The organism is Caballeronia sp. AZ10_KS36, assembly GCF_023631105.1.
Classification (GTDB): domain Bacteria; phylum Pseudomonadota; class Gammaproteobacteria; order Burkholderiales; family Burkholderiaceae; genus Caballeronia.
In genome coordinates, this window is sequence record NZ_JALQDQ010000003.1 from 74,815 (window position 1) to 98,644 (window position 23,830).

21 protein-coding genes and 1 pseudogene are annotated in these 23,830 nt (G+C 65.3%); 12 read left to right on the forward strand and 10 right to left on the reverse strand.

Annotated elements, in window-relative coordinates:
• Positions 1 to 9 precede the first annotated feature (9 nt).
• The gene (gene fghA / locus NCR35_RS03900) at positions 10 to 858 is read left to right on the forward strand and encodes an S-formylglutathione hydrolase (protein WP_250533166.1); all 849 of its coding nucleotides are present in this window, start codon (positions 10 to 12) and stop codon (positions 856 to 858) included.
• A gap of 27 nt (positions 859 to 885) precedes the next feature.
• On the opposite strand, the gene NCR35_RS03905 is transcribed toward fghA, so the two are convergent.
• The 6 genes from NCR35_RS03905 to NCR35_RS03930 all read right to left on the reverse strand — a co-directional run bounded on the left by NCR35_RS03905 (position 886) and on the right by NCR35_RS03930 (position 5,371).
• Positions 886 to 1,674 carry a metal ABC transporter permease gene (locus NCR35_RS03905; protein ID WP_175939597.1) on the reverse strand — a complete coding sequence of 263 codons (789 nt, stop codon included), beginning with the start codon at positions 1,672 to 1,674 and terminating at the stop codon, positions 886 to 888.
• Complete coding sequence (locus NCR35_RS03910; protein ID WP_250533167.1) at positions 1,667 to 2,575, reverse strand: metal ABC transporter ATP-binding protein; 909 nt, start codon at positions 2,573 to 2,575, stop codon at positions 1,667 to 1,669. The genes NCR35_RS03905 and NCR35_RS03910 overlap by 8 nt, the downstream gene beginning before the upstream one ends.
• A complete protein-coding gene (locus NCR35_RS03915; protein ID WP_250533168.1) occupies positions 2,563 to 3,456 on the reverse strand; it encodes a metal ABC transporter solute-binding protein in 894 nt (297 codons plus the stop codon). Before NCR35_RS03915 ends, NCR35_RS03910 begins: the two co-directional genes overlap by 13 nt.
• The gene (locus NCR35_RS03920; RefSeq protein WP_250533169.1) at positions 3,453 to 3,938 is read right to left on the reverse strand and encodes a Fur family transcriptional regulator; all 486 of its coding nucleotides are present in this window, start codon (positions 3,936 to 3,938) and stop codon (positions 3,453 to 3,455) included. The genes NCR35_RS03915 and NCR35_RS03920 overlap by 4 nt, the downstream gene beginning before the upstream one ends.
• Before the next feature lie 138 nt (positions 3,939 to 4,076).
• Positions 4,077 to 4,349, reverse strand: coding sequence for a hypothetical protein (locus NCR35_RS03925; RefSeq protein ID WP_250533170.1), 273 nt, complete (start codon positions 4,347 to 4,349; stop codon positions 4,077 to 4,079).
• Between the two features lie 179 nt (positions 4,350 to 4,528).
• Positions 4,529 to 5,371, reverse strand: coding sequence for a hypothetical protein (locus tag NCR35_RS03930; protein WP_250533171.1), 843 nt, complete (start codon positions 5,369 to 5,371; stop codon positions 4,529 to 4,531).
• A 363-nt stretch (positions 5,372 to 5,734) separates the two neighbouring features.
• On the opposite strand from NCR35_RS03930, the gene NCR35_RS03935 reads away from it, so the two are divergent.
• From NCR35_RS03935 to NCR35_RS03965, 7 genes are all read left to right on the forward strand, one after another.
• Positions 5,735 to 6,508 carry an L-iditol 2-dehydrogenase gene (locus NCR35_RS03935; RefSeq protein WP_250533172.1) on the forward strand — a complete coding sequence of 258 codons (774 nt, stop codon included), beginning with the start codon at positions 5,735 to 5,737 and terminating at the stop codon, positions 6,506 to 6,508.
• A 199-nt stretch (positions 6,509 to 6,707) separates the two neighbouring features.
• Positions 6,708 to 8,075, forward strand: coding sequence for an ABC transporter substrate-binding protein (locus NCR35_RS03940; protein WP_250533173.1), 1,368 nt, complete (start codon positions 6,708 to 6,710; stop codon positions 8,073 to 8,075).
• Positions 8,076 to 8,150: 75 nt separating this feature from the next.
• The gene (locus tag NCR35_RS03945; protein ID WP_250533174.1) at positions 8,151 to 9,086 is read left to right on the forward strand and encodes a carbohydrate ABC transporter permease; all 936 of its coding nucleotides are present in this window, start codon (positions 8,151 to 8,153) and stop codon (positions 9,084 to 9,086) included.
• Positions 9,083 to 9,934, forward strand: coding sequence for a carbohydrate ABC transporter permease (locus NCR35_RS03950; RefSeq protein WP_250533175.1), 852 nt, complete (start codon positions 9,083 to 9,085; stop codon positions 9,932 to 9,934). Before NCR35_RS03945 ends, NCR35_RS03950 begins: the two co-directional genes overlap by 4 nt.
• A gap of 40 nt (positions 9,935 to 9,974) precedes the next feature.
• Positions 9,975 to 10,643: an HAD family hydrolase gene (locus tag NCR35_RS03955; protein WP_250533234.1), complete on the forward strand. Its 669-nt coding sequence runs from the start codon at positions 9,975 to 9,977 to the stop codon at positions 10,641 to 10,643.
• 61 nt (positions 10,644 to 10,704) lie between these two features.
• Entirely contained in the window at positions 10,705 to 11,865 is a 1,161-nt protein-coding gene (locus tag NCR35_RS03960) for an ABC transporter ATP-binding protein (RefSeq protein ID WP_244848013.1), read from the forward strand.
• Between the two features lie 72 nt (positions 11,866 to 11,937).
• The gene (locus NCR35_RS03965) at positions 11,938 to 12,801 is read left to right on the forward strand and encodes an MOSC domain-containing protein (protein WP_250533176.1); all 864 of its coding nucleotides are present in this window, start codon (positions 11,938 to 11,940) and stop codon (positions 12,799 to 12,801) included.
• Positions 12,802 to 12,805: 4 nt separating this feature from the next.
• Here the strand turns inward: NCR35_RS03965 and NCR35_RS03970 are convergent, their stop codons facing one another.
• The 3 genes from NCR35_RS03970 to dalD form a co-directional block, all read right to left on the reverse strand.
• A complete protein-coding gene (locus NCR35_RS03970) occupies positions 12,806 to 13,753 on the reverse strand; it encodes a sugar-binding transcriptional regulator (protein WP_250533177.1) in 948 nt (315 codons plus the stop codon).
• A gap of 71 nt (positions 13,754 to 13,824) precedes the next feature.
• On the reverse strand, positions 13,825 to 15,306 hold the full coding sequence (xylB, locus tag NCR35_RS03975; protein WP_250533178.1) for a xylulokinase: 1,482 nt from the start codon (positions 15,304 to 15,306) through the stop codon (positions 13,825 to 13,827).
• A 116-nt stretch (positions 15,307 to 15,422) separates the two neighbouring features.
• Entirely contained in the window at positions 15,423 to 16,823 is a 1,401-nt protein-coding gene (gene dalD, locus NCR35_RS03980) for a D-arabinitol 4-dehydrogenase (RefSeq protein WP_250533179.1), read from the reverse strand.
• Positions 16,824 to 17,161: 338 nt separating this feature from the next.
• Between dalD and NCR35_RS03985 the strand changes: the two genes are divergently transcribed.
• On the forward strand, positions 17,162 to 18,706 hold the full coding sequence (locus tag NCR35_RS03985) for an FGGY-family carbohydrate kinase (protein ID WP_250533180.1): 1,545 nt from the start codon (positions 17,162 to 17,164) through the stop codon (positions 18,704 to 18,706).
• A 15-nt stretch (positions 18,707 to 18,721) separates the two neighbouring features.
• Here NCR35_RS03985 and NCR35_RS03990 read toward each other — a convergent pair whose 3' ends face one another.
• Positions 18,722 to 19,549 (reverse strand): EAL domain-containing protein, encoded by an 828-nt coding sequence (locus NCR35_RS03990; RefSeq protein WP_250533181.1) that lies wholly within the window; start codon positions 19,547 to 19,549, stop codon positions 18,722 to 18,724.
• A 191-nt stretch (positions 19,550 to 19,740) separates the two neighbouring features.
• On the opposite strand from NCR35_RS03990, the gene hmgA reads away from it, so the two are divergent.
• From hmgA to NCR35_RS04005, 3 genes and pseudogenes are all read left to right on the forward strand, one after another.
• Positions 19,741 to 21,069, forward strand: a complete 1,329-nt coding sequence (hmgA, locus tag NCR35_RS03995; protein ID WP_250533182.1) for a homogentisate 1,2-dioxygenase — start codon at positions 19,741 to 19,743, stop codon at positions 21,067 to 21,069.
• Positions 21,066 to 22,358, forward strand: a complete 1,293-nt coding sequence (gene fahA / locus NCR35_RS04000; protein ID WP_250533183.1) for a fumarylacetoacetase — start codon at positions 21,066 to 21,068, stop codon at positions 22,356 to 22,358. The genes hmgA and fahA overlap by 4 nt, the downstream gene beginning before the upstream one ends.
• Positions 22,359 to 22,368: 10 nt before the next feature.
• Positions 22,369 to 23,705: pseudogene (locus NCR35_RS04005) on the forward strand (MFS transporter).
• The last annotated feature ends 125 nt before the right edge of the window (positions 23,706 to 23,830 follow it).

Here is a 23,830-nt window from a genome sequence, read left to right on the forward strand (position 1 = left end):
GAGGACGCCATGCTCGAACTCGTCGAGGAACACCGTTGTTTCGATGGCGTGCAGCGCATCTATCGGCACGAGTCGAGGTCGATCGGCCTGCCTATGCGCTTTTCGGTGTTCTTGCCCGCCGCTGCGTCGGCATCGAAAGTGCCGGCGCTTTTCTATCTCGCCGGTCTCACGTGCACCGAAGAGACGTTTCCGATCAAGGCCGGCGCGCAGCGGTACGCGGCCGAGCATGGCATCGCGCTGATCGCGCCGGACACGTCGCCGCGCGGCGCGGACATTCCCGGCGAGAAAGACGCGTGGGATTTCGGCGTCGGCGCGGGATTCTATGTCGATGCGACGCGCGAGCCGTGGCGCGAGCGGTATCGCATGTATTCGTACGTGACGCAGGATTTACGCGAAGCGGTGTTGGCGGAATTGCCGGTGCGCGAGGACCGGCTCGGCATCTTCGGCCATTCGATGGGTGGGCACGGCGCGCTCGTGCTCGCGCTGCGCAATCCGGATGTGTACCGCAGCGTGTCGGCGTTCGCGCCGATTGCGGCGCCTTCGCAATGTCCGTGGGGCGTGAAGGCGTTCACCGGCTATCTCGGCGACGACCGCGAAGCGTGGAAGCAGTACGACGCGAGCGAGCTCGTGAAGGGCGATGCAGCGTCACGCTTCGAAGGCGGCATTCTGATCGATCAGGGACTGGCCGATCAGTTTCTCGCCGAGCAGTTGCATCCCGATGTGTTCGAGCGCAACGCGCGCGAGGCGGGGCATAGCGTCGCGGTGCGTCGTCACGAAGGGTATGACCACGGGTACTTCTTCATCGCGACGTTCATCGGCGAGCACATCGCGCATCATGCGCGGGTGCTCTGCCGTTGAGCGCGGCGCGGTTGCGGCAGCGGTCGGTCAGCTTCCGCGCCGCGCCAGCAGGCTCGCCGCATAGACCACGGCGGCGAGCATCGTGATCCAGAAGCTCGTCGGCCAGTCGGTGTAGTAGGCGAGCGTGAGGCCCGCCCACGCTTGCCCCAGCGCGAAGAGCGCGGCGAGCAGCAGGCCCGTCGACAGGCGCGTGGTCACGTTCTGCGCCGCCGCTGCCGGCCCGACCATCAGCGCGAACACCAGCAGCACGCCGACGATCTGCGTGCACGCCGCCACCGCGAGCGCGGTGATCGCGAGAAACAGCACGGAGACGAGGCGCAGCGAGACGCCTTTTGCTTCGGCCAGTTCCGGCTGCAACGAAGCGAAGAGCAGTGGCCGCATGATGACGCCCAGCGCAACGAGACTGACCGCCGCGAGTCCGGCAAGGACGACGAGCGTTTCGTGACTCACGCCGAGCACGTTGCCGAACAGCAGCGCGGTGGCCTGCGTCGCGTACGCGGTGAAGAAGTGCAGAAACAGCAGGCCGAAGCCGAGCGACAGCGAAAGAATCACGCCGATGGCCACGTCGCGGCCCGACAGCCGCTCGCCGAGCGCGCCCATGCCGACGCCCGCCGCGAGCGTGAAGCCGACCATGCCCCAGATGGGCGATACGCCGAGCAGCACCGCGCCCGTCGCGCCGGTGAAGCCCACGTGCGACAGCGCGTGCCCCGCGAACGTCTGCCCGCGCATCACCAGAAAATACCCGACGATTCCCGCCAGCACCGCGACGATGCCCGACGCCGCGAAGGCGTTCACCATGAAGTCGTATTCAAACATCGTGCGTGTGCGTTCCCTTCTTGCCGTGGCCGTGCGTATGAGCGTGCTCGTGCTGGTGGTCGTGCTCGTGCTGATGCCCGTTGCCGTTTTCGTGCGCGTGATCGAGCTTGTCGATTTCGACGTCGCCCGACATCACGAAGATGCGGCCGTTCACGCGCATGACGTCGATGGTAGAGCCATAAAGACGCGAAAGCACCGGCTTCGTGATGACTTCATCGACGGTGCCGAGCGCCGCGCGCCCGTTGCCGAGATACAGCACGCGGTCGAGCGAATTGAGCAGCGGATTCAGTTCGTGCGCGGAGAAAAGCACCGTGATGTTGAGTTCGCGCTGCACGCGCCGCACGAGTTCCACGACGCTCGTCTGATGACGCGGATCGAGGCTGATGAGCGGCTCGTCGAGCAGCAAGAGACGCGGGTTGCCGAGCAGACATTGCGCGAGCAGAAGCCGCTGACGCTCGCCGCCCGATAGCTCCGACAGCGGCCGCGCCGCGAGTTGCCGCGCGCCGACGAGATCGAGCACGCGCTCGACGTCGGCGTGCGTGCGCGCGTCGCGACGCGGCAGGCCCCAGCGATGCCCGTCCGCGGCCATCGCGACGAAATCGCGCCCGAGCACGCGGCGATTGGCGAGCCCCGCCCGAATCTGCGGCATGTAGCCGATGGACGGATTGCCGCGCACGACCGCTTCGCCGTTCACGCGAATCGCGCCGGACGCGACCGGCACGAGGCCGAGCAGCGCGCGCATGAGCGTGGTCTTGCCCGCGCCGTTCGGTCCGAGCACGCCGATGAATTCGCCGGTGTGAACGGTGAAGCTCGCATCGTTCAGAATCGCGCGTCCGCCGAGTTCGAGCGTCACGCGATCGACTTCGAGCGCGGCCTTCGACTCGCGGATCATTGCTGCCATCCTTGCAGCGCGCCCGCGAGCGCGTCGAGCTGGGTTTCCATCCATTGCTGATACGTCTTGCCGGCGGGCAGCGTCTCCGTCACGCTGATGCTCGGCACATGCCCGTCTTTCGCGATGCCGAGCAGACGCCGCGTGAGCGCGCCGGTCGCCTGGCTGTTGTAGATCAGGACGTGCACGCGCCGTTCGCGCAAGTCCTTCTCGAACGCGGCGATATCGGCGGGGCTCGGCTCCGTCTCGTTCATCGCGGCGGTCTGGAACCGCTGGTTGCGCATTTCGAAGCCGATGGCATCCGCCGTATAGCCGAACACCGGCTCGGTCGCGGTCACGGGCACGCCGCGATAGCGCGACTTCAACTGCGCGATGCGCGCGTCGATGGGCTTGAGCGACGCCAGAAATGCGGCGAGGCGCGCGTCGTAATCGCTCTTGTGCGCCGGGTCCGCGCTCGCCAGATACGCGCTTACCGCTTTGGCGACGGCGGGCATCGTCGGCGGGTCGTACCAGAGATGCGGATTGTCGCCGGACTTCTTGCCGGTCAACTGCGCCGCGACGATCACTGTGCGCTTGCCGCTGCCCTTGCCGCTGCTCTTGGATGCCGCGAGCAGCTTGTCCATCCACGGGTCGTAGTCCGCGCCGTTATAGACCACGAGCGCCGCGTGCTGAAGCGCGCGCGCGGTCTTCGGGCTGGCTTCGAAGAGATGCGGGTCTTCGTCGGGATTGTTGAGAATGCTCGTGACCTCGACGTGATCGCCGCCGAGCTGGCGCACGACGTCGCCATAGAAGTTCTCCGCTGCGACCACCGGCACGCCGGCGGCATGCGCCGTCACGCTCTGGCCGATGCTGAACACGGCCGCGATGCAACCCAGAATGTGCGCGAGTTTCATCGGGTTCCTCGTGTGTGGGCGTGATCGTTCGCGCGATGCTTGCGCTGGCACTCGCTGCACAGGCCGCTCAGTTCGACAACCTGATGCCGCAGCTGGAAGCCGTGCGCGGGCGGGCTCGCGGACAGCGACGACGCGAGTTCGCGTCCCTGGATTTCGAGCGTCGCGCCGCATTCGTCGCAGATCAGAAACTGGCTTTCGTGCGGGCGGCCGGCGTCGCAGCACGCGACGAACGCGTTCTTCGACTCGATGCGATGCACCAGGCCGTTTTCGACCAGAAAGTCGAGCGCGCGATACACGGTGGTCGGCGGCACGCGCGCGCCGCGCTGCGGTTCGAGCGCGTCGATGAGGTCGTATGCGCCGATGGGCTTGTGCGCCTTCAGCACGAGTTCGTAGACGTGCCGGCGCAGCGGCGTGAGCGCGAGGCCGCGCTCGTCGGCTAACGCCTCGGCGCGGGCGAGCATGGTTTCGATTGATGCGGTCATGTCATCGTGGCCGCGCAAGGCGGCGCTATGAGCGAGTGGCGATGATATAACGTATCACGGTGGTTTGCACGTCGGCTTTGCGTCGTGCTCAAATCGTCCGGCGCGGTGCTGGACGACCGTTCGTCGAGAGAGGAGCGACTAAGGCTGCGAGAGCGCGCCCGAACGGGCGTCGCGCATGATCGCGTCGATGAGCGGGTCGTTCGTCACGCGGATCCGACCGGTCTGCGTGATTCTTCCGCCGGTCTGAGTGATGCCTGTCACGAACTGACAGTCGTCATAGCAGCTCAGTGTTCCGGTCGCCGGTCCGTCTTGATAGCGAACGACTGGCTCGTTGCCTTTGCTCACGCCCACATACCAGACGAGAACGGGCGCTTCGGTATCCGCGCCGTCGACTGAAGCCTTTTCATACACGAACGCATTTCCTTGCCGTCCGACATACGAGTGTTCGGGTTGAAGCTGCGGCGCAACGCCGTTTGCCTTGTCCGAATGAGCCGCAGAGGGCGCAGCGAGCGAATGTGAGACGGCAGCGGGCAAAGTCAACAGGAGGCAAAGGACGGGCAGGGCGATGACGAACCGACGACGGCATGTGCTCATCGTTTGGTGCTTCGCGAATGAGGCGGCGTCGACGCAGACGGCCCGCCAAGACTTTTAGCATCGAGGTCGATATTGCAGGCCTTCAGGAATTCCGCCTTCGTCCGCCATTTCGCCTTTCCATCGGGCAGCCCGAAAACAAGCTCCGTGTCTTCGGGCGTAGCGTATCGGTCCGGCGCTACGAGGAAGCGTGTCTTGCGCCAGGCTAACGCGACCAGTGTCTTCTTTCCGGCGGGCGATACCTTGAACACACGTATCCATGCAGGATGCGTGTCGACCGTGGACGGCTCCGTTGTATCGTCGTCATCTTTCGCCGTAGACGATGTCCAGCCGACAGTGACGATCTCCACCGCCTTGCCGGTTCGGTCCAGCACCTCCTGACGCTGCACTTGCTTGCCAAGTAGCTGGAATCGCACGACCGGCACGTGTGACCCGGCGCGGAAATACTCGGCAATCACCCAGTCTCCCCCCGAAGAAACAATAGGGACATCGCGCCGACGATCGTAGCGGTAAATGTCGGTCAGGCTCGACAGCACGGACTGCGGCACGCGAGCTTCAGGGAACGAATACCGTGCGGGCTTGAAGTCTCCGGTCTCCGATCTAATGGAGTTCGCGGCGTTCATATCGAGCCGCAAGCGCATAGGCGGCAGCGCAATCGACATCAGATGCCCGTCCGCCACGTTGGCGACATAGGGCGGGTGCGAGGACTGAACCGTTTTGACGGGATTTGCGGCATGTGAGGAGCCGAGCGCCCCGTTCGCGATGAGGGGGAAGGCGAGCGCGATTGCGTTTATTGCGATTCTTGAACGAGTCAGCAAGTTTACGAGTTGATTGCCATTCATGTGCGGCTAAACCTGCACGGTCGAAAGTGAGTGCCGGCTTCTCAAGTTCCATGGGTACGTACAGCGCAGCGCATCAGTTTCCGTCGCAGTGATTCCGGGAAGACGAGGGTCAAGAACTTAGAGCCGTGGCCGCAGACGCGTCAATGGACGTTCTGAGATTCAGCGACCCAAACTTCCGAAGTGATGCCCCGCTCATGAGCCAGCGGCGCGAGATTGATTGCGCATTGCAGCATCGAAACCGCGAAACCACGCCTTGACACGCGCCTCCGCAACACCGATCATTCGATCAAACATAGAGCAATTGATCGGCCGTCGAGCGTTCGCTCACTTTCGCGCCGGTCGGGCAGAGAATCGGAGACATCGGTGAGACTGAAAGACAAGGTCGCGGTCATCACAGGCGCCGCGAGCGGAATCGGCGAGGCGGTCGCGCGGCGTTATCTCGACGAAGGCGCGAAGCTCGTCCTGGTCGACGTGAAAGACGCGCAAGGCATGGCGCAGCGTTATGAGAACGCCGCCGGCCGCGTGCTCGCGCTCGAAGCCGACGTCACGCGCCGCGAAGACATCGAACGCATCGTGGCGGGCGCCGTGGAGCGCTTCGGCGGCATCGACATTCTCTTCAACAACGCGGCGCTCTTCGACATGCGCCCGATCCTCGACGAGTCCTGGGACGTCTACGACCGCCTCTTCGCGGTCAACGTCAAGGGCATGTTCTTCCTGATGCAGGCGGTCGCCCGGCGCATGGTCGAGCAGGGACGCGGCGGCAAGATCATCAACATGTCATCGCAGGCCGGGCGGCGCGGCGAGGCGCTCGTGTCGCACTACTGCGCGACCAAGGCGGCCGTCATCAGCTATACGCAGTCGGCGGCGCTCGCGCTCGCGAAGTCGCGCATCAACGTGAACGGCATCGCGCCGGGCGTCGTCGATACCCCGATGTGGGAACAGGTCGATGCGCTCTTCGCCCGTTACGAAAACCGGCCGCTCGGCGAAAAGAAGCGCATGGTCGGCGAGGAAGTGCCGCTCGGGCGCATGGGCGTGCCGGACGACCTGACCGGCGCGGCGCTGTTCCTCGCATCGGCGGATTCGGATTACATCACCGCGCAGACGATCAACGTCGATGGCGGCAACTGGATGAGTTGACCCGGCGCGTGCGCCTTGCAGCATGAGGCGCACCGTCTATAGTGAAACGGCGTCGCGGTGAAGCATACGCGGGCCAGCGAAGAAAACGAGCAACCACGCGGTTCCCAGCGCAGCAGAATCAGGCAGCGGCACAGACGGCACGTGCGCCATGCATGCACGATCCGCTGCACCGTGCAAACGAAAAAGGAGACGAACCAACATGAAACGCACCCAACGCACCCGACGCACCGTCCAGCTCCAGCCGCGCACGCGGCGTTCCATCGCGGCGGTTTCGGCCGCGCTCGCCGCCGCCGCGCTCGCGCCGCTCGCCGCGCACGCCGCGACGACCATCACCATCGCCACGCTCAACAATCCGGACATGATCGAGCTGAAAAAGCTCTCGCCGGCGTTCGAGAAGGCCAATCCCGACATTCAGCTCAAGTGGGTGATTCTCGAAGAGAACGTGCTGCGTCAGCGCGCGACCACCGACATCACGACCAATAGCGGCCAGTTCGACGTGCTGACCATCGGCACGTATGAAGCGCCGCAGTGGGGCAAGCGCGGCTGGCTGTCGCCGATGTCGAATCTGCCTTCGAACTACGATCTCGACGATGTCGTGAAGACGGCCCGCGACGGTCTCTCATACAACGGCCAGCTCTACGCGCTTCCGTTCTACGTCGAAAGCTCGATGACGTATTACCGCAAGGACCTGTTCCAGGCCGCGGGCCTGAAGATGCCGGATCAGCCGACCTACGACCAGATCAAGCAGTTCGCCGACAAGCTCACCGACAAGGCGAAGGGCCAGTACGGCATCTGTCTGCGCGGCAAGGCGGGCTGGGGCGAGAACATGGCGTACGTCTCGACGGTCGTAAACACGTTCGGCGGCCGCTGGTTCGACGAGCAGTGGAAGGCGCAACTCGACACGCCGGAATGGCACAAGGCCGTGTCCTTCTATGCGGACCTGCTGAAGAACGACGGCCCGCCGGGAGCGAGCTCGAACGGCTTCAACGAAAACCTCACGCTGATGTCCTCGGGCAAGTGCGCGATGTGGATCGACGCGACGGTTGCCGCGGGCATGCTCTACAACAAGCAGCAGTCGCAAGTGGCCGACAAGATCGGCTTCGCCGCCGCGCCGACGCAAGTCACGCCGAAGGGTTCGCACTGGCTCTGGTCGTGGTCGCTCGCGATTCCGAAGACGTCGAAGCAGCAGGACGCCGCGAAGAAGTTCGCCGCGTGGGCGACGTCGAAGGAATACATCGAGATGGTCGGCAAGGACGAAGGCTGGGCCTCGGTGCCGCCGGGCACGCGCAAGTCGACCTATGCTCGCCCCGAGTACAAGCAGGCCGCGCCGTTCGGCGACTTCGTGTTGCAGGCGATCGAGTCCGCGAATCCGAACGATTCGACGCTGAAGAAGGTGCCGTATAGCGGCATCCAGTTCGTCGGCATTCCGGAGTTCCAGTCGTTCGGCACGGTGGTCGGGCAGTCCATCGCGGGCGTCGTCGCCGGACAGACGAGCGTCGACAATGCGCTGAAGGCAGCCAACGCCACCGCCGATCGCGCGGTAAAACAGGCCGGCTATCAGAAGTAAGCAGCAGATAAGCAGCAAGCAAGCGGGCCGTTCACACAGATCGGCCCGCCGGCATCATCGAGAGGTGACACGATCATGCGCCAACTGAATCCCCCCATCGCCGATCACTTCGACGTGTCCGCCGCCGAGCGCGACAAGAAACGCGCGAAGTCGGTCCGCTGGCTGATAACGCCGTCGTCCGGGCTGCTGTTCCTGTGGATGGCCATTCCGCTCGCGATGACCATCTGGTACTCGTTCTCGCGCTACAACCTGCTGAATCCCGATGTCAAAGGATTCGCGGGGCTCGACAACTTCGAGTTCCTCGTCACCGATCCCGCGTTCGGGCCGTCCATCGCGCATACGCTGACGCTGATCGCGTCCGTGCTGGCGATCACGGTGATCGGCGGCGTGCTGCTCGCGGTCTTGTTCGACCGCAAGTTCATCGGGCAGGGCATCGCGCGGCTGCTCGTGATCGCGCCATTCTTCGTGATGCCGACGGTCTCCGCGCTGATCTGGAAGAACATGATCCTGCATCCGGTGTACGGCCTCGTCGCCTCGCTGATGCGATCGCTCGGCATGCAGCCTATCGACTGGTTCGCCGAGTATCCGCTCTTTGCGGTTATCGTGATCGTCGCGTGGCAGTGGCTGCCGTTCGCGTTCCTGATTCTTTTCACCGCGATCCAGTCGCTCGATCAGGAGCAGAAGGAAGCCGCGCGCATCGACGGCGCGGGTCCGTTCGCGATGTTCTTCTTCATCACGCTGCCGCACCTGAAGCGCGCGATCGCGGTCGTCGTGATGATGGAAACCATCTTCCTGCTGTCGATTTTCGCGGAGATCTACACGACGACGGGCGGCGGCCCCGGCACCGCGACGACCAACCTGTCGTACCTGATCTATGCGCTCGGCCTGCAACAGTTCGATGTCGGCCTCGCCTCGGCGGGCGGCATTCTCGCGGTGATTCTCGCCAATATCGTCGCGTTCTTCCTCGTGAGAATGCTCGCGAAGAACCTCAAAGGGGAGTACGAGTCATGAGCACGCATCCCGTTACCTCCACGACTTCGGTGCCCGTGCTGGATCATGTGAAGCGCATCGTGCCCGGCGTCCTCGCGTGGCTCGTCTCCATCCTGCTGTTCTTCCCGATCTTCTGGATGACGATCACCGCGTTCAAGACCGAGCAGCAGGCGTATTCGTCCTCGCTCATCTTCTCACCGACGCTCGAGAGCTTCCGCGAAGTCTTCGCGCGCAGCAACTACTTCGGCTTCGCGTGGAATTCGGTGCTGATCTCGCTCGGCGTCACGGTGGTCTGCCTGTTGCTCGCGGTGCCGTGCGCCTACGCGATGGCCTTCTTCCCCACGCGCAAGACGCAGAAGCTGCTCTTGTGGATGCTTTCCACGAAGATGATGCCGTCGGTCGGCGTGCTCGTGCCCATCTACCTCTTGTGGAAGAACTCGGGGCTGCTGGATACGGTGAGCGGTCTCATCATCGTGTACACGCTCATCAATCTGCCGATTGCGGTGTGGATGGCCTACACGTACTTCAACGAAGTGCCGAAGGACATTCTGGAAGCCGGCCGCATCGACGGCGCGACGACATGGCAGGAGATCGTCTATCTGCTCATGCCGATGGCGCTGCCGGGCCTCGCATCGACCGGGCTCCTGCTCGTGATCCTCTCGTGGAACGAGGCGTTCTGGAGCATCAACCTGTCGAGTTCGAATGCCGCGCCGCTCACCGTGTTCATCGCGTCGTATTCGAGTCCGGAAGGGCTCTTCTGGGCGAAGCTCTCGGCGGCCTCGCTGCTCGCGGTCGCGCCGATCCTGATCGTCGGCTGGCTCTCGCAGAAGCAGCTCGTGCGCGGTCTCACCTTCGGCGCAGTCAAGTGAGGGCGGGCTCGTGAACCTGACTCTCCCACACGACCGCCTGATGATCTGCGATTGCGACGGCGTCTTGATCGACAGCGAAGCCGTGGCGGCGCGCATGCTCGTCACCGAATTGCAGGCGCTGTGGCCGGGCGTCGATGTCGAGCCGGTCGTGCTGCCGCTGCTCGGGCTGCGCATCGAAGCCGTGCTCGCGAGCGCCGCCGACAGCGTCAACCGTTCGTTGACGCCCGAGCAGGTCGTCGCGATCCGGCGATCGGTCGAGGCGGCGGCAGTGCAGGCGCCGCCGGTCGCGGGCATCGCCGAGGCGCTGGCGGCCGTGCCGCTCACGAAAGCCTGCGCGAGCAACAGCTTCTCGTCGTACGTGGATACCGCGCTGCAACGCACCGGCCTCGTGCGCTTCTTTGGCGAGCGGCGTTTCTGCGCGGACATGGTCGCCAATCCGAAGCCCGCGCCGGACGTCTATCTGGCGGCGGCGCGCGCGATGAACGTCGAGCCGTCGATGTGCCTCGTCGTCGAAGACAGCGTGACGGGCGTGACGGCTGCGCGCGCGGCGGGCATGCCGGTGCTCGGTTTCATCGGCGGCGGACACGCGAGCGAAGGCCAGGTGGACACGCTCAGGCGCGCGGGCGCGGCCATCGTGTTCGACGACATGGCGCGCCTGCCCGCGCTCGTCGATCGCTGGCTGCAACACGCGTCGTTCGAAACGAATTAGCGCGCACGGCCACCGTGCGCGGCACATGACTCGGCGAAGCAAGGCCGACAGGAGACACATCATGGCTAGCCTGACGTTACGCAATATCAACAAGCGTTATGAAGACACGGAGGTGATGCGCAGCGTCAACCTCGATATCGAAGACGGCGAGTTCGTCGTGTTCGTGGGGCCGTCGGGCTGCGGCAAGTCGACCCTCATGCGCATGATCGCGGGTCTGGAGGACATCAGCGGCGGCGACCTGATGATCGACGGCGCGCGCGTGAACGACCTGCCGCCCGCGAAGCGCGGCATCGCAATGGTGTTCCAGTCGTACGCGCTCTATCCGCACATGACGCTGTACGACAACATGGCCTTCGGCCTGAAGCTCGCGGGCGAGAAGAAGCCCGCCATCGACGCAGCCGTGAAGCAGGCCGCGAAGATTCTGCATATCGACCATCTGCTCGACCGCAAGCCGAAGCAACTGTCGGGCGGGCAGCGCCAGCGCGTGGCGATCGGCCGCGCGATCACGCGCAAGCCGAAAGTCTTTCTCTTCGACGAGCCGCTCTCGAATCTCGACGCCGCGCTGCGCGTGAAAATGCGCCTGGAATTCGCGCGCCTTCACGATGATCTCAAGACGACGATGATCTACGTGACGCACGATCAGGTCGAAGCGATGACGCTCGCGGACAAGATCGTCGTGCTGTCGGCGGGCAACGTCGAGCAGGTCGGCACGCCGAACACGCTGTATCACGCGCCGGCGAACAAGTTCGTCGCGGGTTTCATCGGCTCGCCGAAGATGAACTTTCTGTCCGGCACGGTCGCGCAGGTCCAGAGCAACGGCGTGCTCGTCAAGTACGAAACCGGCGAGACGCAATTGGTCGGCGTGCTGCCGGGCAACGCGAAGCCGGGCGATGCGGTGACCGTCGGCATTCGTCCGGAGCACTTGCAGCCGATGCCCGCCACGAGCGACTACGGCGTGTCCGCGAGCACGATGACCGTCGAGACGCTCGGCGATGCCGCTTATCTCTACGCGGAAACCTCCGTGGCGCCGGATGGCCTCATCTCGCGGATTCCGCCGCTGGAAAAGCACGCGCGCGGCCAGAAGCTGAAGCTCGGCGCGGAGCCTGACCACTGCCATATGTTCGACGCAGCAGGCCAAGCGTTCGCGCGCAACGCGGTGCAGGCGTATCTCGCGGAGCATCCCGAAGTGAAGATGCCGCGCGTGCAAAGCGCGTCGGCCTGACGCGGCGCGTGTTTTGTTCGCGTGCCGGCAGGCGATAATGCGGCTCATCCCGCCACCGCACCGACACGCGCCATGCACGTTCTGAACGAGCTCTACGTTTATCCGATCAAGTCCTGCGCCGGCATCGCGCTGCAACGCGCGATGCTGCTGGAAACCGGTCTCGAATACGACCGCAACTGGATGGTCACCGACGCGTCGGGCGGCATGCTGACGCAGCGCACGCATCCGCGCATGGCGCTGATCCGCACCGGGTTCGATGGCGGCGATCTCGTCGTCGACGCGCCCGGCATGCCGACGCTGCGCACGCCGCTGGACGCTGCTGCACTGTCGAATGCCGAACCGATGCGCGCGACCGTCTGGCGCGACACCGTCGATGCGCTCGACACGGGCGCCCAGACCGCGCAATGGTTCAGCGAACTCCTCGGCATGCCCGCGCGCCTCGCGCGCTTCGCACCGCAGGCGCGGCGCAACGTCGATCAGAAGTGGACCGCGCCGCACGTGACGCACACGCGCTTCGCCGATGGCTTTCCGCTGCTCGTGCTCGGTCAGGCATCGCTCGATGATCTCAACGCACGGCTTGCGCAGAAGGGCGCGCCCGCCATTGCCGCGAACCGTTTCCGGCCGAATCTCGTGATCGGCGGGCTCGATGCCTACGAGGAAGATTTCGTCGAAGACATGCTGATCCGCGCGGACGGCCGCGACGTGCAACTGCGCCTCGTCAAGCTCTGCACGCGCTGCCCGGTGCCGACCATCGACCCACTCACCGGCGCACCGAATCCCGAGTGGCCGCACGAACCGCTCGACACGATGAGCACGTACCGCGCAAGCGCGCAGCACGACGGCAAGCTCACGTTCGGCAAGAACGCGATGGTGGTCGAAGGCGAGGGCGCGATGCTCGAAGCGGGCCAAGCGGTGGACGCGCAGATCGCGTTCTAAAGGTTCACCCGTCGAGCGCGGCTTTCGCGCACAGCTCGTCGGTCACGAGTCCCGACAGCCACTGGCCCTTGAGCGCCGCGATCAACGCTTCGCGCTTGCGCTCGCCGCCCGCGAAGCCGATGGTCGGCCGCTTCGGCGGCGCGTCGAGCTTCAGGCTGGTGACGCGCGCGCCGGTCTTCGACTGCACGCGCTTGCCGTTCACGTCGATCGGCAAGCCGAGCCATTCCGCGACCGCGCCGGCCTTCATCATCTCGTCCACTTCGGCGCGCGTGATGAAGCCGTCCTGATGCAGAGGGCAATTGATGCCCACATTGCCGATGCCGACGAACGCCACGTCGGCTTTCTGCGCGAGTTCATCGACGATACGGTACAGCCGGTGATTGACCCACTGCGCGCGCTCGGCTTCGTTGTCGGCCATGAGCGGCGCGGGCAGCATGAAGTGCTTGCCGCCCGTCTTCTCCGATAGCTGCTGCGCGACGTCGTAGCGATTCGATGATCCGTCCTGCGCGATCGCGCCGACCATCGACACGAAGCGATGCTGCGGGCGGTCGATCTGTCCGATCTGCTCGACGACCGCCTTCAACGTGCGCCCGCTGCCGATGGACACGACGATCGGCTTCTCATCGACCAGATAGCGCTCCATCACCTGCGCGCCCGCGACGGCGAGCTTGCGGTCCACTTGCTCTTTCGAGTCGCCGTCGATGGGCACGACTTCGCACATCGCGAGGCCATAGCGGTCGCACAGTTGCTTCGCGAGCGACAGGCAATCCGCGATGCGGTGATCCACCCGCACGCGGATCAGATTCTTCTCCACCGCGAACGCGACGAGCCGCTGCGCCACGGGACGCGAGATCTGGAGTTTCTCGGCGATCTCGTTCTGCGTGTTGCCGGCGACGTAGTAGAGCCACGCCGCGCGGGTCGCCAGGTCGAGTTTTTCGGTTGATTTAGGCACTGAGGTCTTTTCTTTTCCTTCGCGAATTCGCTGGTTCGTCAGTGCGCGGCGTGGCGGTTGCCGTGCGTCAGCTACGCCAGGCGTGGGCGCGCCGGATCGAACAGCGGCCGCACGTGCTGATACAGCTCGCGGAAGCTCTTCAGCCGCTGACGCAAGGCCTGATGCCGTTCGCCGTTCGGCGTGAACTCCTGCTTCACCGCCGGTTTGGCGAGCACGACCGACGGATCGCCGCCCGCCGCCAGCCAGCCTAAGCGCGCCGCGCCCAGCGCCGCGCCGGTTTCGCCGCCGCCGTGGGTGCGGGTCGGGGTATCGAAGGCATCGGCGAACATTTGGCCCCAGTATGCGCTTCTCGCGCCGCCGCCGAGCATCGACAATGCGCGCGTTTGCGTGCCCGCCGATTGCAGCGCATCCAGCCCGTCCGTGAGCGCGAGCGTCACCCCTTCGAGCACCGAATAGCCGAGCAGCGCGCGGTCGGTGGCGTGCGTCATGCCGAAGAACACGCCTTGCGCGTACGGGTCGTTGTGCGGCGTGCGTTCGCCGCTCAGATACGGCAGGAAGAGCGGGGCGGTCGCGAGCGCGTCGGGAGGCAAGGCCTCGACTTCGGCGAGCAGCGTGGGCTCGTCGGTGGACGTGAGCTTGCAGACCCAGCGCAGGCAGCTCGCCGCCGACAACACCACGCTCATCTGATGCCAGCGGTCCGGAATCGCGTGGCAGAACGCATGCACGGCGGACGCCGGATTCGGCCGGAAGCGGTCGCCGACCACGCACAACACGCCCGAGGTGCCGAGCGACAGGAAGCCGTCGCCCGGTTCCGTCGCGCCGATGCCGACCGCGCTCGCGGCGTTGTCGCCGCCGCCCGCCGCCACGACGACGCCATCGCGCAAGCCAAGTTCGGCCGCAAGCTCAGGCCGCAGCGTGCCCGACGGCTCGCTGCCTTCCGCGAGCGACGGCATCTGCTGACGCGACATGCCGCACGCGGCAAGCAACTCGTCGGACCAGTCGCGGCGCGCGACGTCGAGCCAGAGCGTGCCGGCGGCATCCGAAGGATCGGACACCTTCGTGCCGGTCAGATGCATGCGCAGATAGTCCTTCGGCAACAGCACGCACGCGGTCTGGTTGAAGATGGCGGGTTCGTTGTGCGCGACCCACAGCAGCTTGGGCGCGGTGAAGCCGGGCATCGCGAGATTGCCGGCGATTTCATGCAGGTTCGGCGCGCGCTCGTAGAGTTCGGCGCATTCCTTGTCGCTGCGCATGTCGTTCCAGAGAATCGCGGGACGCAGCACGCGATCGCTCGAATCGAGCAGCACCGCGCCGTGCATCTGACCGGACAGGCCGATGCCGCGAACCTGCGCGAACTCCGACGGAAACTTCTCGCGCAACTGGAACAGCGCGGCGCGCGTGCCTTCCCACCAGTCGAGCGGATTCTGTTCCGACCAGCGCGGCTTCGGACGCGAGACGGTGAACGGCGTGCCCGCCGTGCCGATGACGCTGCCGTCGCTCGCGAGCAGCAGCACTTTCACTTCGGAGGTGCCGAGGTCGATGCCTAAGTACATGAACGAGCCCTTGGTCGTTGCCGGAGCGCATGTCCGGCGAAAACGTGAAATTTACCGCCCGGCGCGACGGCGCGCCATGAGCACAATACCGGAGCTTCAGGTGCTTGCGGATGAACTTATGGACGGTTCGCGAGCCACGCATCGACGCGCGCGATGGCCGCGCGCATCACGCGTTCGAGGCTTTCGCTCTGCGCCATGCTGCCCCAGAGCAGCTTGTCGCCGGTGAATGCCTTGATCGGATCGGCCGCCGTGAAGAAGCCGTGCGCGACGGCCGGGTCCATCACGCCGTCCTGATACGTGTACGGCAGCTTGCCTTCGTGCCAGCGTTCGAGGAAGCGGAAGAAGAGCGCCGGCAGCATGGCCGTGGCGTTCGGATCGATGCCGCGCGCGAAGCATTCCGAGAGCGTCGGCGCGATGAAGCCGGGCAGCTTCGAGAAGCCGTCGGCCGCGACGCGCTGGTTCGTGTCCTTGATATACGGATTGCTGAAGCGGTCGAGCACCACGTCGCGATACTTCGCGAGGTCGATCGGGCTCGGCGTGAGGCACGGGATCACGTCTTCGGTGACATAGGCTTCGGCGAGCGCGCGAATCTCCATGTCGTGCGTGCCTTCGTGAATGTATTGCAGGCCAACGAGCGTGCCCGCCCACGCGATGCAGCTATGGCTCGCGTTGAGAATGCGGATCTTCGCCTCCTCGTACGGATGCACGGACTGCACCATCTCCGCGCCGACCTTCTCCCACGCGGGCCGCCCCGCGCAGAAGTTATCTTCGATGACCCACTGGATGAACTTCTCGCCCATCACGGGCGCGCGATCGTCGAAGCCGGTGGCCGCCTTCACGCGCTCGGCGACATCGGGCGTGGGGCGCGGCGTGATGCGATCGACCATTGCGTTCGGGTACGACGTGTTCGCAATCATCCAGTCGCGCAGCGCCGTTTGCCCGCGCCGTTGCAGAAATTCGAGCATGCCGGCCTTGAAGCGGTCGCCGTTGCTGCGCAGGTTGTCGCAGTTTTGCAGCGAGACCTTGCCGGCGTTGTTCTGCATGCGCGCTTCGAGAATCGCCGCGAGCGCGCCGTAGATGGTCGTTTTCGCGCCGTTGAGGTCGGCGGCGAGGTCGGGATTGGCGGTGTCGAGCTTGTCGTGCTCGTCGAGGTAATAGCCGCCTTCGGTCACGGTGAACGAGACGATCTTGCAGGCGGGCGCGGCGCCGGTCGCGATCAGCTCGCCGAGATCCGCCGACCACGGCACGACCTTCTTGATGGAGCGCACGACTTCGTACTCGCGCTCGCCTTGCGGCGTGACCGTCTCAAGCGTGTACTCGCCGTGTTGCGCGGCGAGCGCGTCGAGCACGGCGTTCATGTCGCCGCGAATGTTGCCGACGGCGAGCGACCATTGCGCATCGCCCGATTCGATCAGCTTGTGCAGATACCACGCCTGATGCGCGCGATGAAACGACCCCGCGCCGATATGCAGGATCACGTTCGCGCTCGCCGTGCCTTCGCTGGATACGCTGCTCATGTCTTGTCTTCCTCTGATTGGCTGATGCGCCCGTTCTGCGCGGACGGTTCGTGAGCATTTGCTCGATAGGTGGTCGAATGATCGTATTCGCCCGGTCGAAAGTCAAGGCGCGCGGCGGGCGCGCCGTCGCTGCGGTGCGGCGTGAATCGCGGCGCCACGCTTTGCACGCGAGCTTCGCGGGGCGCGTTGCAATGCACCATCGAACGCGCCCAGCCGGATTGGGACATACCCGGATAGTCAACGCGGCTCGCATTGACGGAAGGTGCATGCGGCTTCGACGAAATCCACGGCACCAGCAGCGGCAACGGCAAGCACAACCATAAACGCGAGACACGGACATGGACTATGTGATCGGCATCGACATCGGCACGCAGAGCACGAAGGCGCTCGTCGTGGATACGGAAGGCGCGATCGTCGCGCAGCATTCGAGCGCCTATCATCCGGATACGCCCAAGCCGCTCTGGGCCGAGCAATGGCCGTCCGTCTGGTTCGATGCGGTGACCGAGTGCATCGCCGGATGCGTCGAAAAGACGAAGGCGCAGGGCATCGACGCGCGGCAGATCAAGGCGCTGTGCGTGAGCAGCCTCTACGGCGGCTCGGGCATTCCGGTGGATGAGCATATGGAGGCGCTTCATCCGTGCCTGATCTGGATGGATCGCCGCGCCACCGCCGAAGTCGAATGGGTGCGTGAAAACGTGGACGTGCCGCGCCTCGAAGCGATCACCGGCAACGGCGTGGACAGCTACTACGGCTTCACGAAGATGCTGTGGCTGCGCGAGCATCGCCCGGATGTCTGGCACAAGACGCGCTATTTGCTGCCGCCCAACGCCTTCGTGATCCAGCGGCTCACGGGCGAACTCGCCGTCGACCACAGTTCGGCGGGCAATCTCGGCGGCGTGTACGACGTCGCCGCGCGCGCGTGGTCGCATGAAGCACTGGAGATGCTCGGTATCCCCGTTTCGATGATGCCCGAGCGTCTCGTCGAATCGTCGGAAGTGGTCGGCGGGCTTTTGCCGCAATGGGCCGAGAAGCTCGGGCTCGCCGCGAACACGCCGGTCGTCGCGGGCGGCGTCGATGCGGCCGTCGCGACGTTCGCCGCGGGCGTCACGCAGGCAGGCCACCACGTCGCGATGATCGGCACGAGCATGTGCTGGGGCTACGTCAACCAGACGGTCGATGCGCGGCACGGCCTCGTTTCGATGCCGCACGTCTACAACGGCAAGCGCGATCTCTACGTGTTCGGCGGCGCGAGCACGGCGGGCGCGTGTGTCGCGTGGTATCGCGACCAGTTCTGTCAGGCCGAAATCGAAGCCGCCAAAGCGACGCCGCACGGCGACCCGCATCGGCTGCTGGAGGAAGCGGCAGCGAACGTGGCGGCGGGCGCGGACGGCGTCGTGTTCCTGCCGTACCTGATGGGCGAGCGCAGCCCTGTTTGGGACGCGCACGCGAGCGGCACCTTCGTCGGCCTGAATTTCTTTCATACGCGCGCCACCCTGTATCGCGCGGTGCTGGAGGGCGTCGCGTTCGCGCTCAGGCACAACATGGAGGCGGGGCGGCGCGGTGCGCAATCGCTGGATGACCGGCTGATCGTCGTCGGCGGCGCGGCGCATTCGGATCTGTGGATGCAGATCATCGCGGACGTGACCGGCTTTCCGGTGTTGTCGATCGAACAGGAAGTGGAAGCCGCGATGGGCGCGGCGCTGCTCGCGGCGCTCGGCGCGGGGCTGATCTCGCGCGAAACGGCCGAGGGCGGCTGGGTCACGCTCGTCGAGCGCGCGAAGCCCGATGCCGCGCGACAACGCGTGTACGACGCGCGGTTCGGCGTGTACCTCGACCTTTATCCCGCGCTCAAGGACGCAATGCATCGGCTGCGCGACGCCTGACGCCGGCCTGCGCGTTCACGGCTCGCGCATCTGCGTCGGATGCGCGTCGAACACCGGTCCCTGCACGAAGTGGACATCGAACTGTTGAAGCGCGTCGAACTGCGCTTCATCGGACACGTTCGAGAAGATGAGCGGAATCTTCAGCCGGTGCGCATACGCGACGAGATGCTTCACGACCGAATCGCGCAGCGCCGCCCCCGCATCCATCTTGATGAAATCGAGCCTCGCCATCTCCGATACCGCCATGATCTGCCCGGCATTGGGCAGATTGCCCGCCACCTTGAAGCCGTAGCGCTGATAGCTCTTGGTCAGATAGCCGAGAAACGTCTTGTGCGCGACCGCCGCCGCCGGCAATTCGATCACCACGCGCGCCGGATTCATGCCGAACTTGCGCAGCACCGACGAGAAGACCAGCCCGTGGTCGTACTTCACGCTCTTCAACAGCCGCTCGTGCACGCGCAGGAACAGCAAGCCGGGCCGCTGCGGGCCGAAGAAATTGAACGCATGCAGCGCGCGCGATAGACGGTCCAGCGTCACGAGTTCGTTGTCGTCTTCGAGGTACGCGAACGGATCGCGCGGCATGTCGCCTTCGATCAACGTAAGCGCCTGCAAGCCGAGTTCGTCGCCGAAGCGTTGTGCGCTTTCCGCCGACGCGGACAGCGTTTGCGGAAAGCTGTGCGTGCCGACATCGAAGATCGGCTCATACGCGCTCGCGAGCGTCAGTTCGCCATAGCGCGCGATGGCCTGCCGCGCGTGCTCGTCGCCGGCCAGCACGATATGCGCGCCGAGAAACGGATGTTCGGCGGCGCGGGCGACGAGTTCCGGCAGGGACGGGGAGATCATGGATGTGGATTCGGGTGCGGGCCGACCGGACGCTTTTGATTATTTGGATGGTATCAGCGCGCGCGATGGCCGCTTGCACCGAACTGACATATTGATATGCCGGCCGGGCGCATCGAATCAGGGTATACGAGCTATTTCACTAAACGTAATGCGTTTAACATGCCGTAAAACTTTGTCGAGGAGATCCGACGATGCCCCCGTTCGACGCGCACACCGATGCGAGCCGGCACTATCAGTCCGGCTTCGCGAACGACTTCGCCACGGAAGCGCTGCCCGGCGCGTTGCCTATCGGCCGTAACTCGCCGCAGCGCGCGGCATACGGCCTGTACGCCGAGCAGTTGTCCGGCACCGCGTTCACCGCGCCGCGCGCGAACAACCGGCGCTCGTGGCTGTATCGCATCCGCCCGGCGGCGGTTCACAAGCCGTTCACGCGGGTGATGGACAACGGGCGGCTCGTCGCCAATTTCGCCGATGTTCCGCCGACGCCGCCCAACCAATTGCGCTGGGACCCGCTGCCGATGCCCGACGCGCCGACGGATTTCATCGACGGCTGGGTGACGATGGCCGGCAACGGCGCGGCCGAGTCGATGACCGGTTGCGCGATCCATCTGTATGCGGCCAACCGCCCGATGCGCGACCGCTTCTTCTACAACGCCGACGGCGAACTGCTGATCGTGCCGCAGCAAGGACGGCTTTCGATTGCGACGGAGTTCGGCCATATCGATATCTCGCCGTTCGAGATTGCGGTGATTCCGCGCGGCGTGCGCTTTGCCGTGACGCTGCCGGATGGCGAAGCGCGCGGCTACATCTGCGAGAACTTCGGGGCGCTGCTGCAACTGCCGGATCTCGGGCCGATCGGCTCGAACGGCCTTGCGAATCCGCGCGACTTTCTCACGCCGCACGCGGCTTACGAAGACCGCGAGGGCGACTTCGAGCTCGTCGCGAAGCTGAACGGCGTGCTGTGGCGCGCGGACATCGGCCATTCGCCGCTGGATGTGGTCGCGTGGCACGGCAACTACGCGCCGTACAAGTACGATCTGCGGCACTTCAACACCATCGGCTCGATCAGCTTCGATCATCCCGATCCGTCCATCTTTCTCGTGCTGCAATCGCCGAGCGATACGCCGGGCGTCGATTCCATCGACTTCGTGATCTTCCCGCCGCGCTGGCTCGCCGCCGAGGACACGTTCCGGCCGCCGTGGTTTCACCGCAATGTCGCAAGCGAATTCATGGGCCTCGTGCACGGCGTCTACGACGCGAAGGCGGAAGGCTTCGTGCCCGGCGGCGCGAGCCTGCACAACTGCATGTCCGGACACGGACCGGACGCGGATACGTTCGAGAAGGCATCGGCGAGCGATACGTCGAAGCCCGCGAAAGTCGGCGACACGATGGCCTTCATGTTCGAAACGCGCACGCTCATCAAGCCCACGCAATTCGCGCTCGAAACCGCGCAATTGCAGGCGCATTACTACGAATGCTGGCAGGGCCTCACGAAACACTTCAACCCGGAGCAACGATGAACGATGCGCTAAAGGCGACGCTCGCCCCGACGCTCAAAAGCTGGATCGAATCCGCGAACGATGCCAAGAGCGACTTTCCGATTCAGAACCTGCCGTTCGGCGTCTTCAGCGACGCGGTGAACGAGCGGCCCCGCGCGGGCGTGGCGATCGGCGACTGGATCGTGGATCTGGCGGCGCTGGAAGACGGGCGGCTGATCGACGCCAACGGCACATTCAGCGAGCCGCGCCTGAACGCGTTCATCGCGCTGGGACGCGAGTCGTGGCGCGCGGTGCGCGTCGCGCTCTCCGCGTTGCTCGCGCGCGATACGCCGACGCTGCGCGACGATGCCGCGCTGCGCCGCCGCGCGCTCGTGCCGCGCGAGACCGCGACGATGCATCTGCCGGTCGAGATTCCCGGCTATGCGGACTTCTATTCGTCGAAGGAGCACGCGACGAACGTCGGTTCCATGTTCCGCGACCCGAAGAACGCGCTCCTGCCGAACTGGTCCGAGATGCCGATTGCCTATAACGGACGCGCGTCGTCGGTCGTGGTGAGCGGCACGCCGGTGCGCCGGCCCAACGGCCAACTGAAGCTGCCGGATGAGCCGCGCCCGATTTTCGGCGCGTGCCGCAAGCTGGATATCGAGCTGGAGACGGGCTTTATCGTCGGGCAAGGCAATGCGCTCGGCGAGCCGATAGCGTGCGAAGAAGCCGAAGCGCATATCTTCGGCATGGTGCTGCTCAACGATTGGAGCGCGCGCGACATCCAGCAATGGGAATACGTGCCGCTCGGCCCGTTCAACTCGAAGACGTTTGCGACGACCATCTCGCCGTGGATCGTCACGCTCGATGCGCTCGAACCGTTCCGCACCGCGACGCCCGCGCAGGAGCCAGAGCCGCTCGCGTATCTGCGGCATGCGGGCGATCACGCTTTCGATATCGAACTGTCCGTGGACCTGCGGCCCGAAGGCGCGGCCACCGCGACGACCCTTTCTCGCACCAACTTCAGGCTGATGTACTGGTCGATGGCGCAGCAGTTGGCGCACCACACGGTGTCGGGCTGCAACACGCGCGTGGGCGACCTGTTGGGCTCGGGCACGATCAGCGGGCCGACGCCCGACTCGTGCGGCAGCTTGCTCGAAGCGACATGGAATGGCCAGCGGCCCGTGCGACTCGAAGAAGGCGGCGAGCGTGCGTTCCTTCAGGACGGCGACGAGATCACGCTGCGCGGCTGGTGTCAGGGCGATGGTTATCGCGTGGGCTTCGGGGAGTGCGTGGGGCGCGTCCTGCCGGCGCGTTCCTTCGCGTGAGGAATAGAACATGACAAAGACGACAATCGACGTCGAGCGCGCGCTCGGCGATGCGCACCGGCCCACGTTTCATTTCCTGCTGCTCGCGCTGTGCGGGCTGTGCCTCGTGATCGACGGCTTCGACGCGCAGGCGATGGACTACGTCGCGCCGGCCGTCATCGCCGAATGGGGCGTGCCGAAGTCGGCGCTCGGGCCGGTGTTCAGCGCGAGCCTCTTCGGCATGCTGCTCGGCGCACTCGGCTTGTCCGTGCTCGCCGACCGCATCGGGCGCAGGCCGGTGCTGATCGGCGCGACGCTTTTCTTCGGACTCACGATGATCGCGACCGCCTTCACGCACAGCCTGCCGGTGTTGACCGCGCTGCGCTTCGTGACCGGCCTCGGGCTCGGCTGCATCATGCCGAACGCGATGGCGCTGGTCGGCGAATTCTCCAGCACTCAGCACCGCGTCAAGCGCATGATGCTGGTCTCCTGCGGCTTCACGCTCGGCGCGGCGCTCGGCGGCTTTTTGAGCGCGGCGCTGATTCCGTCGCTCGGCTGGCGCTCGGTCTTCTGGGTCGGCGGCGCGGTGCCGATCGTGCTCGCGCTCGCCATGTTCGTCGGGCTGCCCGAATCGCTGCAATTTCTCGTGCTGAAGGGGCATGAAGCGCGGGCGCGCGCGTGGCTGGCGAAGTTCGATCCGTCGCTCCGCATCGACTCGACGACGCGCCTCATCGTCCGGGAAAAAGGCGGCGAGGGCGCGCCGGTGGCCGAGCTTTTCCGCTCGGGCCGTGCGCCTGTCACGCTGATCTTGTGGGCGATCAGCTTCATGAATCTGATCGACCTGTACTTTCTCTCGAACTGGCTGCCGACCGTCATGCGCGATGCGGGGTATTCGCCGGGCATGGCGGTGCTCGTCGGCACGCTGCTGCAGACGGGCGGCGTGCTCGGGACCTTGCTGCTCGGCTGGTTCATCGAGCGCTACGGCTTCGTGCGCGTGCTGCTCGGCTGCTTTCTCGTCGGGGCGGTCTGCGTCGGGATGATCGGCGGCGTCGCGCACGTTCAGACGTGGCTCTTCGTGGCCGTATTCGCGGCGGGCTTTTGCATCGTCGGCGGCCAGCCTGCCGTCAATGCGCTCGCCGGCCATTACTATCCGACGACGCTGCGTTCCACCGGCATCGGCTGGAGTCTGGGGATCGGGCGCGTGGGATCGGTGATCGGGCCGCTCGTCGGCGGGCAGATGATCGCGCTCGGATGGAGCAACGTCGAACTGTTTCACGCGGCGGCGGTGCCGTGTTCTGTTCGGCGCTGCTGGTGGTGGCGCTGGCGGCGGTGCGCCGGGAAAAGCGTGAGGCAGTGACGGTAGCCTAGACCCGCAACGCTATTCCATCAATCGAAAAAGACAGCCGCGCGGTACGCCGATTCGTGCTTGAAAACGCACGGCCGGTAGCCAACAATGAAGCCATCTGCACAGCCGGGCATAGACCCGGCTGCGT

Bases quoted from the DNA above. Each gene is read 5' to 3' on its own strand.
- fghA (WP_250533166.1), top strand. From the start codon at position 10: ATGCTCGAACTCGTCGAGGAACACCGTTGTTTCGATGGCGTGCAGCGC.
- NCR35_RS03905 (WP_175939597.1), bottom strand. From the start codon at position 1,674: ATGTTTGAATACGACTTCATGGTGAACGCCTTCGCGGCGTCGGGCATC.
- NCR35_RS03910 (WP_250533167.1), bottom strand. From the start codon at position 2,575: ATGGCAGCAATGATCCGCGAGTCGAAGGCCGCGCTCGAAGTCGATCGC.
- NCR35_RS03915 (WP_250533168.1), bottom strand. From the start codon at position 3,456: ATGAAACTCGCGCACATTCTGGGTTGCATCGCGGCCGTGTTCAGCATC.
- NCR35_RS03920 (WP_250533169.1), bottom strand. From the start codon at position 3,938: ATGACCGCATCAATCGAAACCATGCTCGCCCGCGCCGAGGCGTTAGCC.
- NCR35_RS03930 (WP_250533171.1), bottom strand. From the start codon at position 5,371: ATGAATGGCAATCAACTCGTAAACTTGCTGACTCGTTCAAGAATCGCA.
- NCR35_RS03940 (WP_250533173.1), top strand. From the start codon at position 6,708: ATGAAACGCACCCAACGCACCCGACGCACCGTCCAGCTCCAGCCGCGC.
- NCR35_RS03945 (WP_250533174.1), top strand. From the start codon at position 8,151: ATGCGCCAACTGAATCCCCCCATCGCCGATCACTTCGACGTGTCCGCC.
- NCR35_RS03950 (WP_250533175.1), top strand. From the start codon at position 9,083: ATGAGCACGCATCCCGTTACCTCCACGACTTCGGTGCCCGTGCTGGAT.
- NCR35_RS03955 (WP_250533234.1), top strand. From the start codon at position 9,975: ATGATCTGCGATTGCGACGGCGTCTTGATCGACAGCGAAGCCGTGGCG.
- NCR35_RS03960 (WP_244848013.1), top strand. From the start codon at position 10,705: ATGGCTAGCCTGACGTTACGCAATATCAACAAGCGTTATGAAGACACG.
- NCR35_RS03965 (WP_250533176.1), top strand. From the start codon at position 11,938: ATGCACGTTCTGAACGAGCTCTACGTTTATCCGATCAAGTCCTGCGCC.
- xylB (WP_250533178.1), bottom strand. From the start codon at position 15,306: ATGTACTTAGGCATCGACCTCGGCACCTCCGAAGTGAAAGTGCTGCTG.
- dalD (WP_250533179.1), bottom strand. From the start codon at position 16,823: ATGAGCAGCGTATCCAGCGAAGGCACGGCGAGCGCGAACGTGATCCTG.
- NCR35_RS03985 (WP_250533180.1), top strand. From the start codon at position 17,162: ATGGACTATGTGATCGGCATCGACATCGGCACGCAGAGCACGAAGGCG.
- NCR35_RS03990 (WP_250533181.1), bottom strand. From the start codon at position 19,549: ATGATCTCCCCGTCCCTGCCGGAACTCGTCGCCCGCGCCGCCGAACAT.
- hmgA (WP_250533182.1), top strand. From the start codon at position 19,741: ATGCCCCCGTTCGACGCGCACACCGATGCGAGCCGGCACTATCAGTCC.
- fahA (WP_250533183.1), top strand. From the start codon at position 21,066: ATGAACGATGCGCTAAAGGCGACGCTCGCCCCGACGCTCAAAAGCTGG.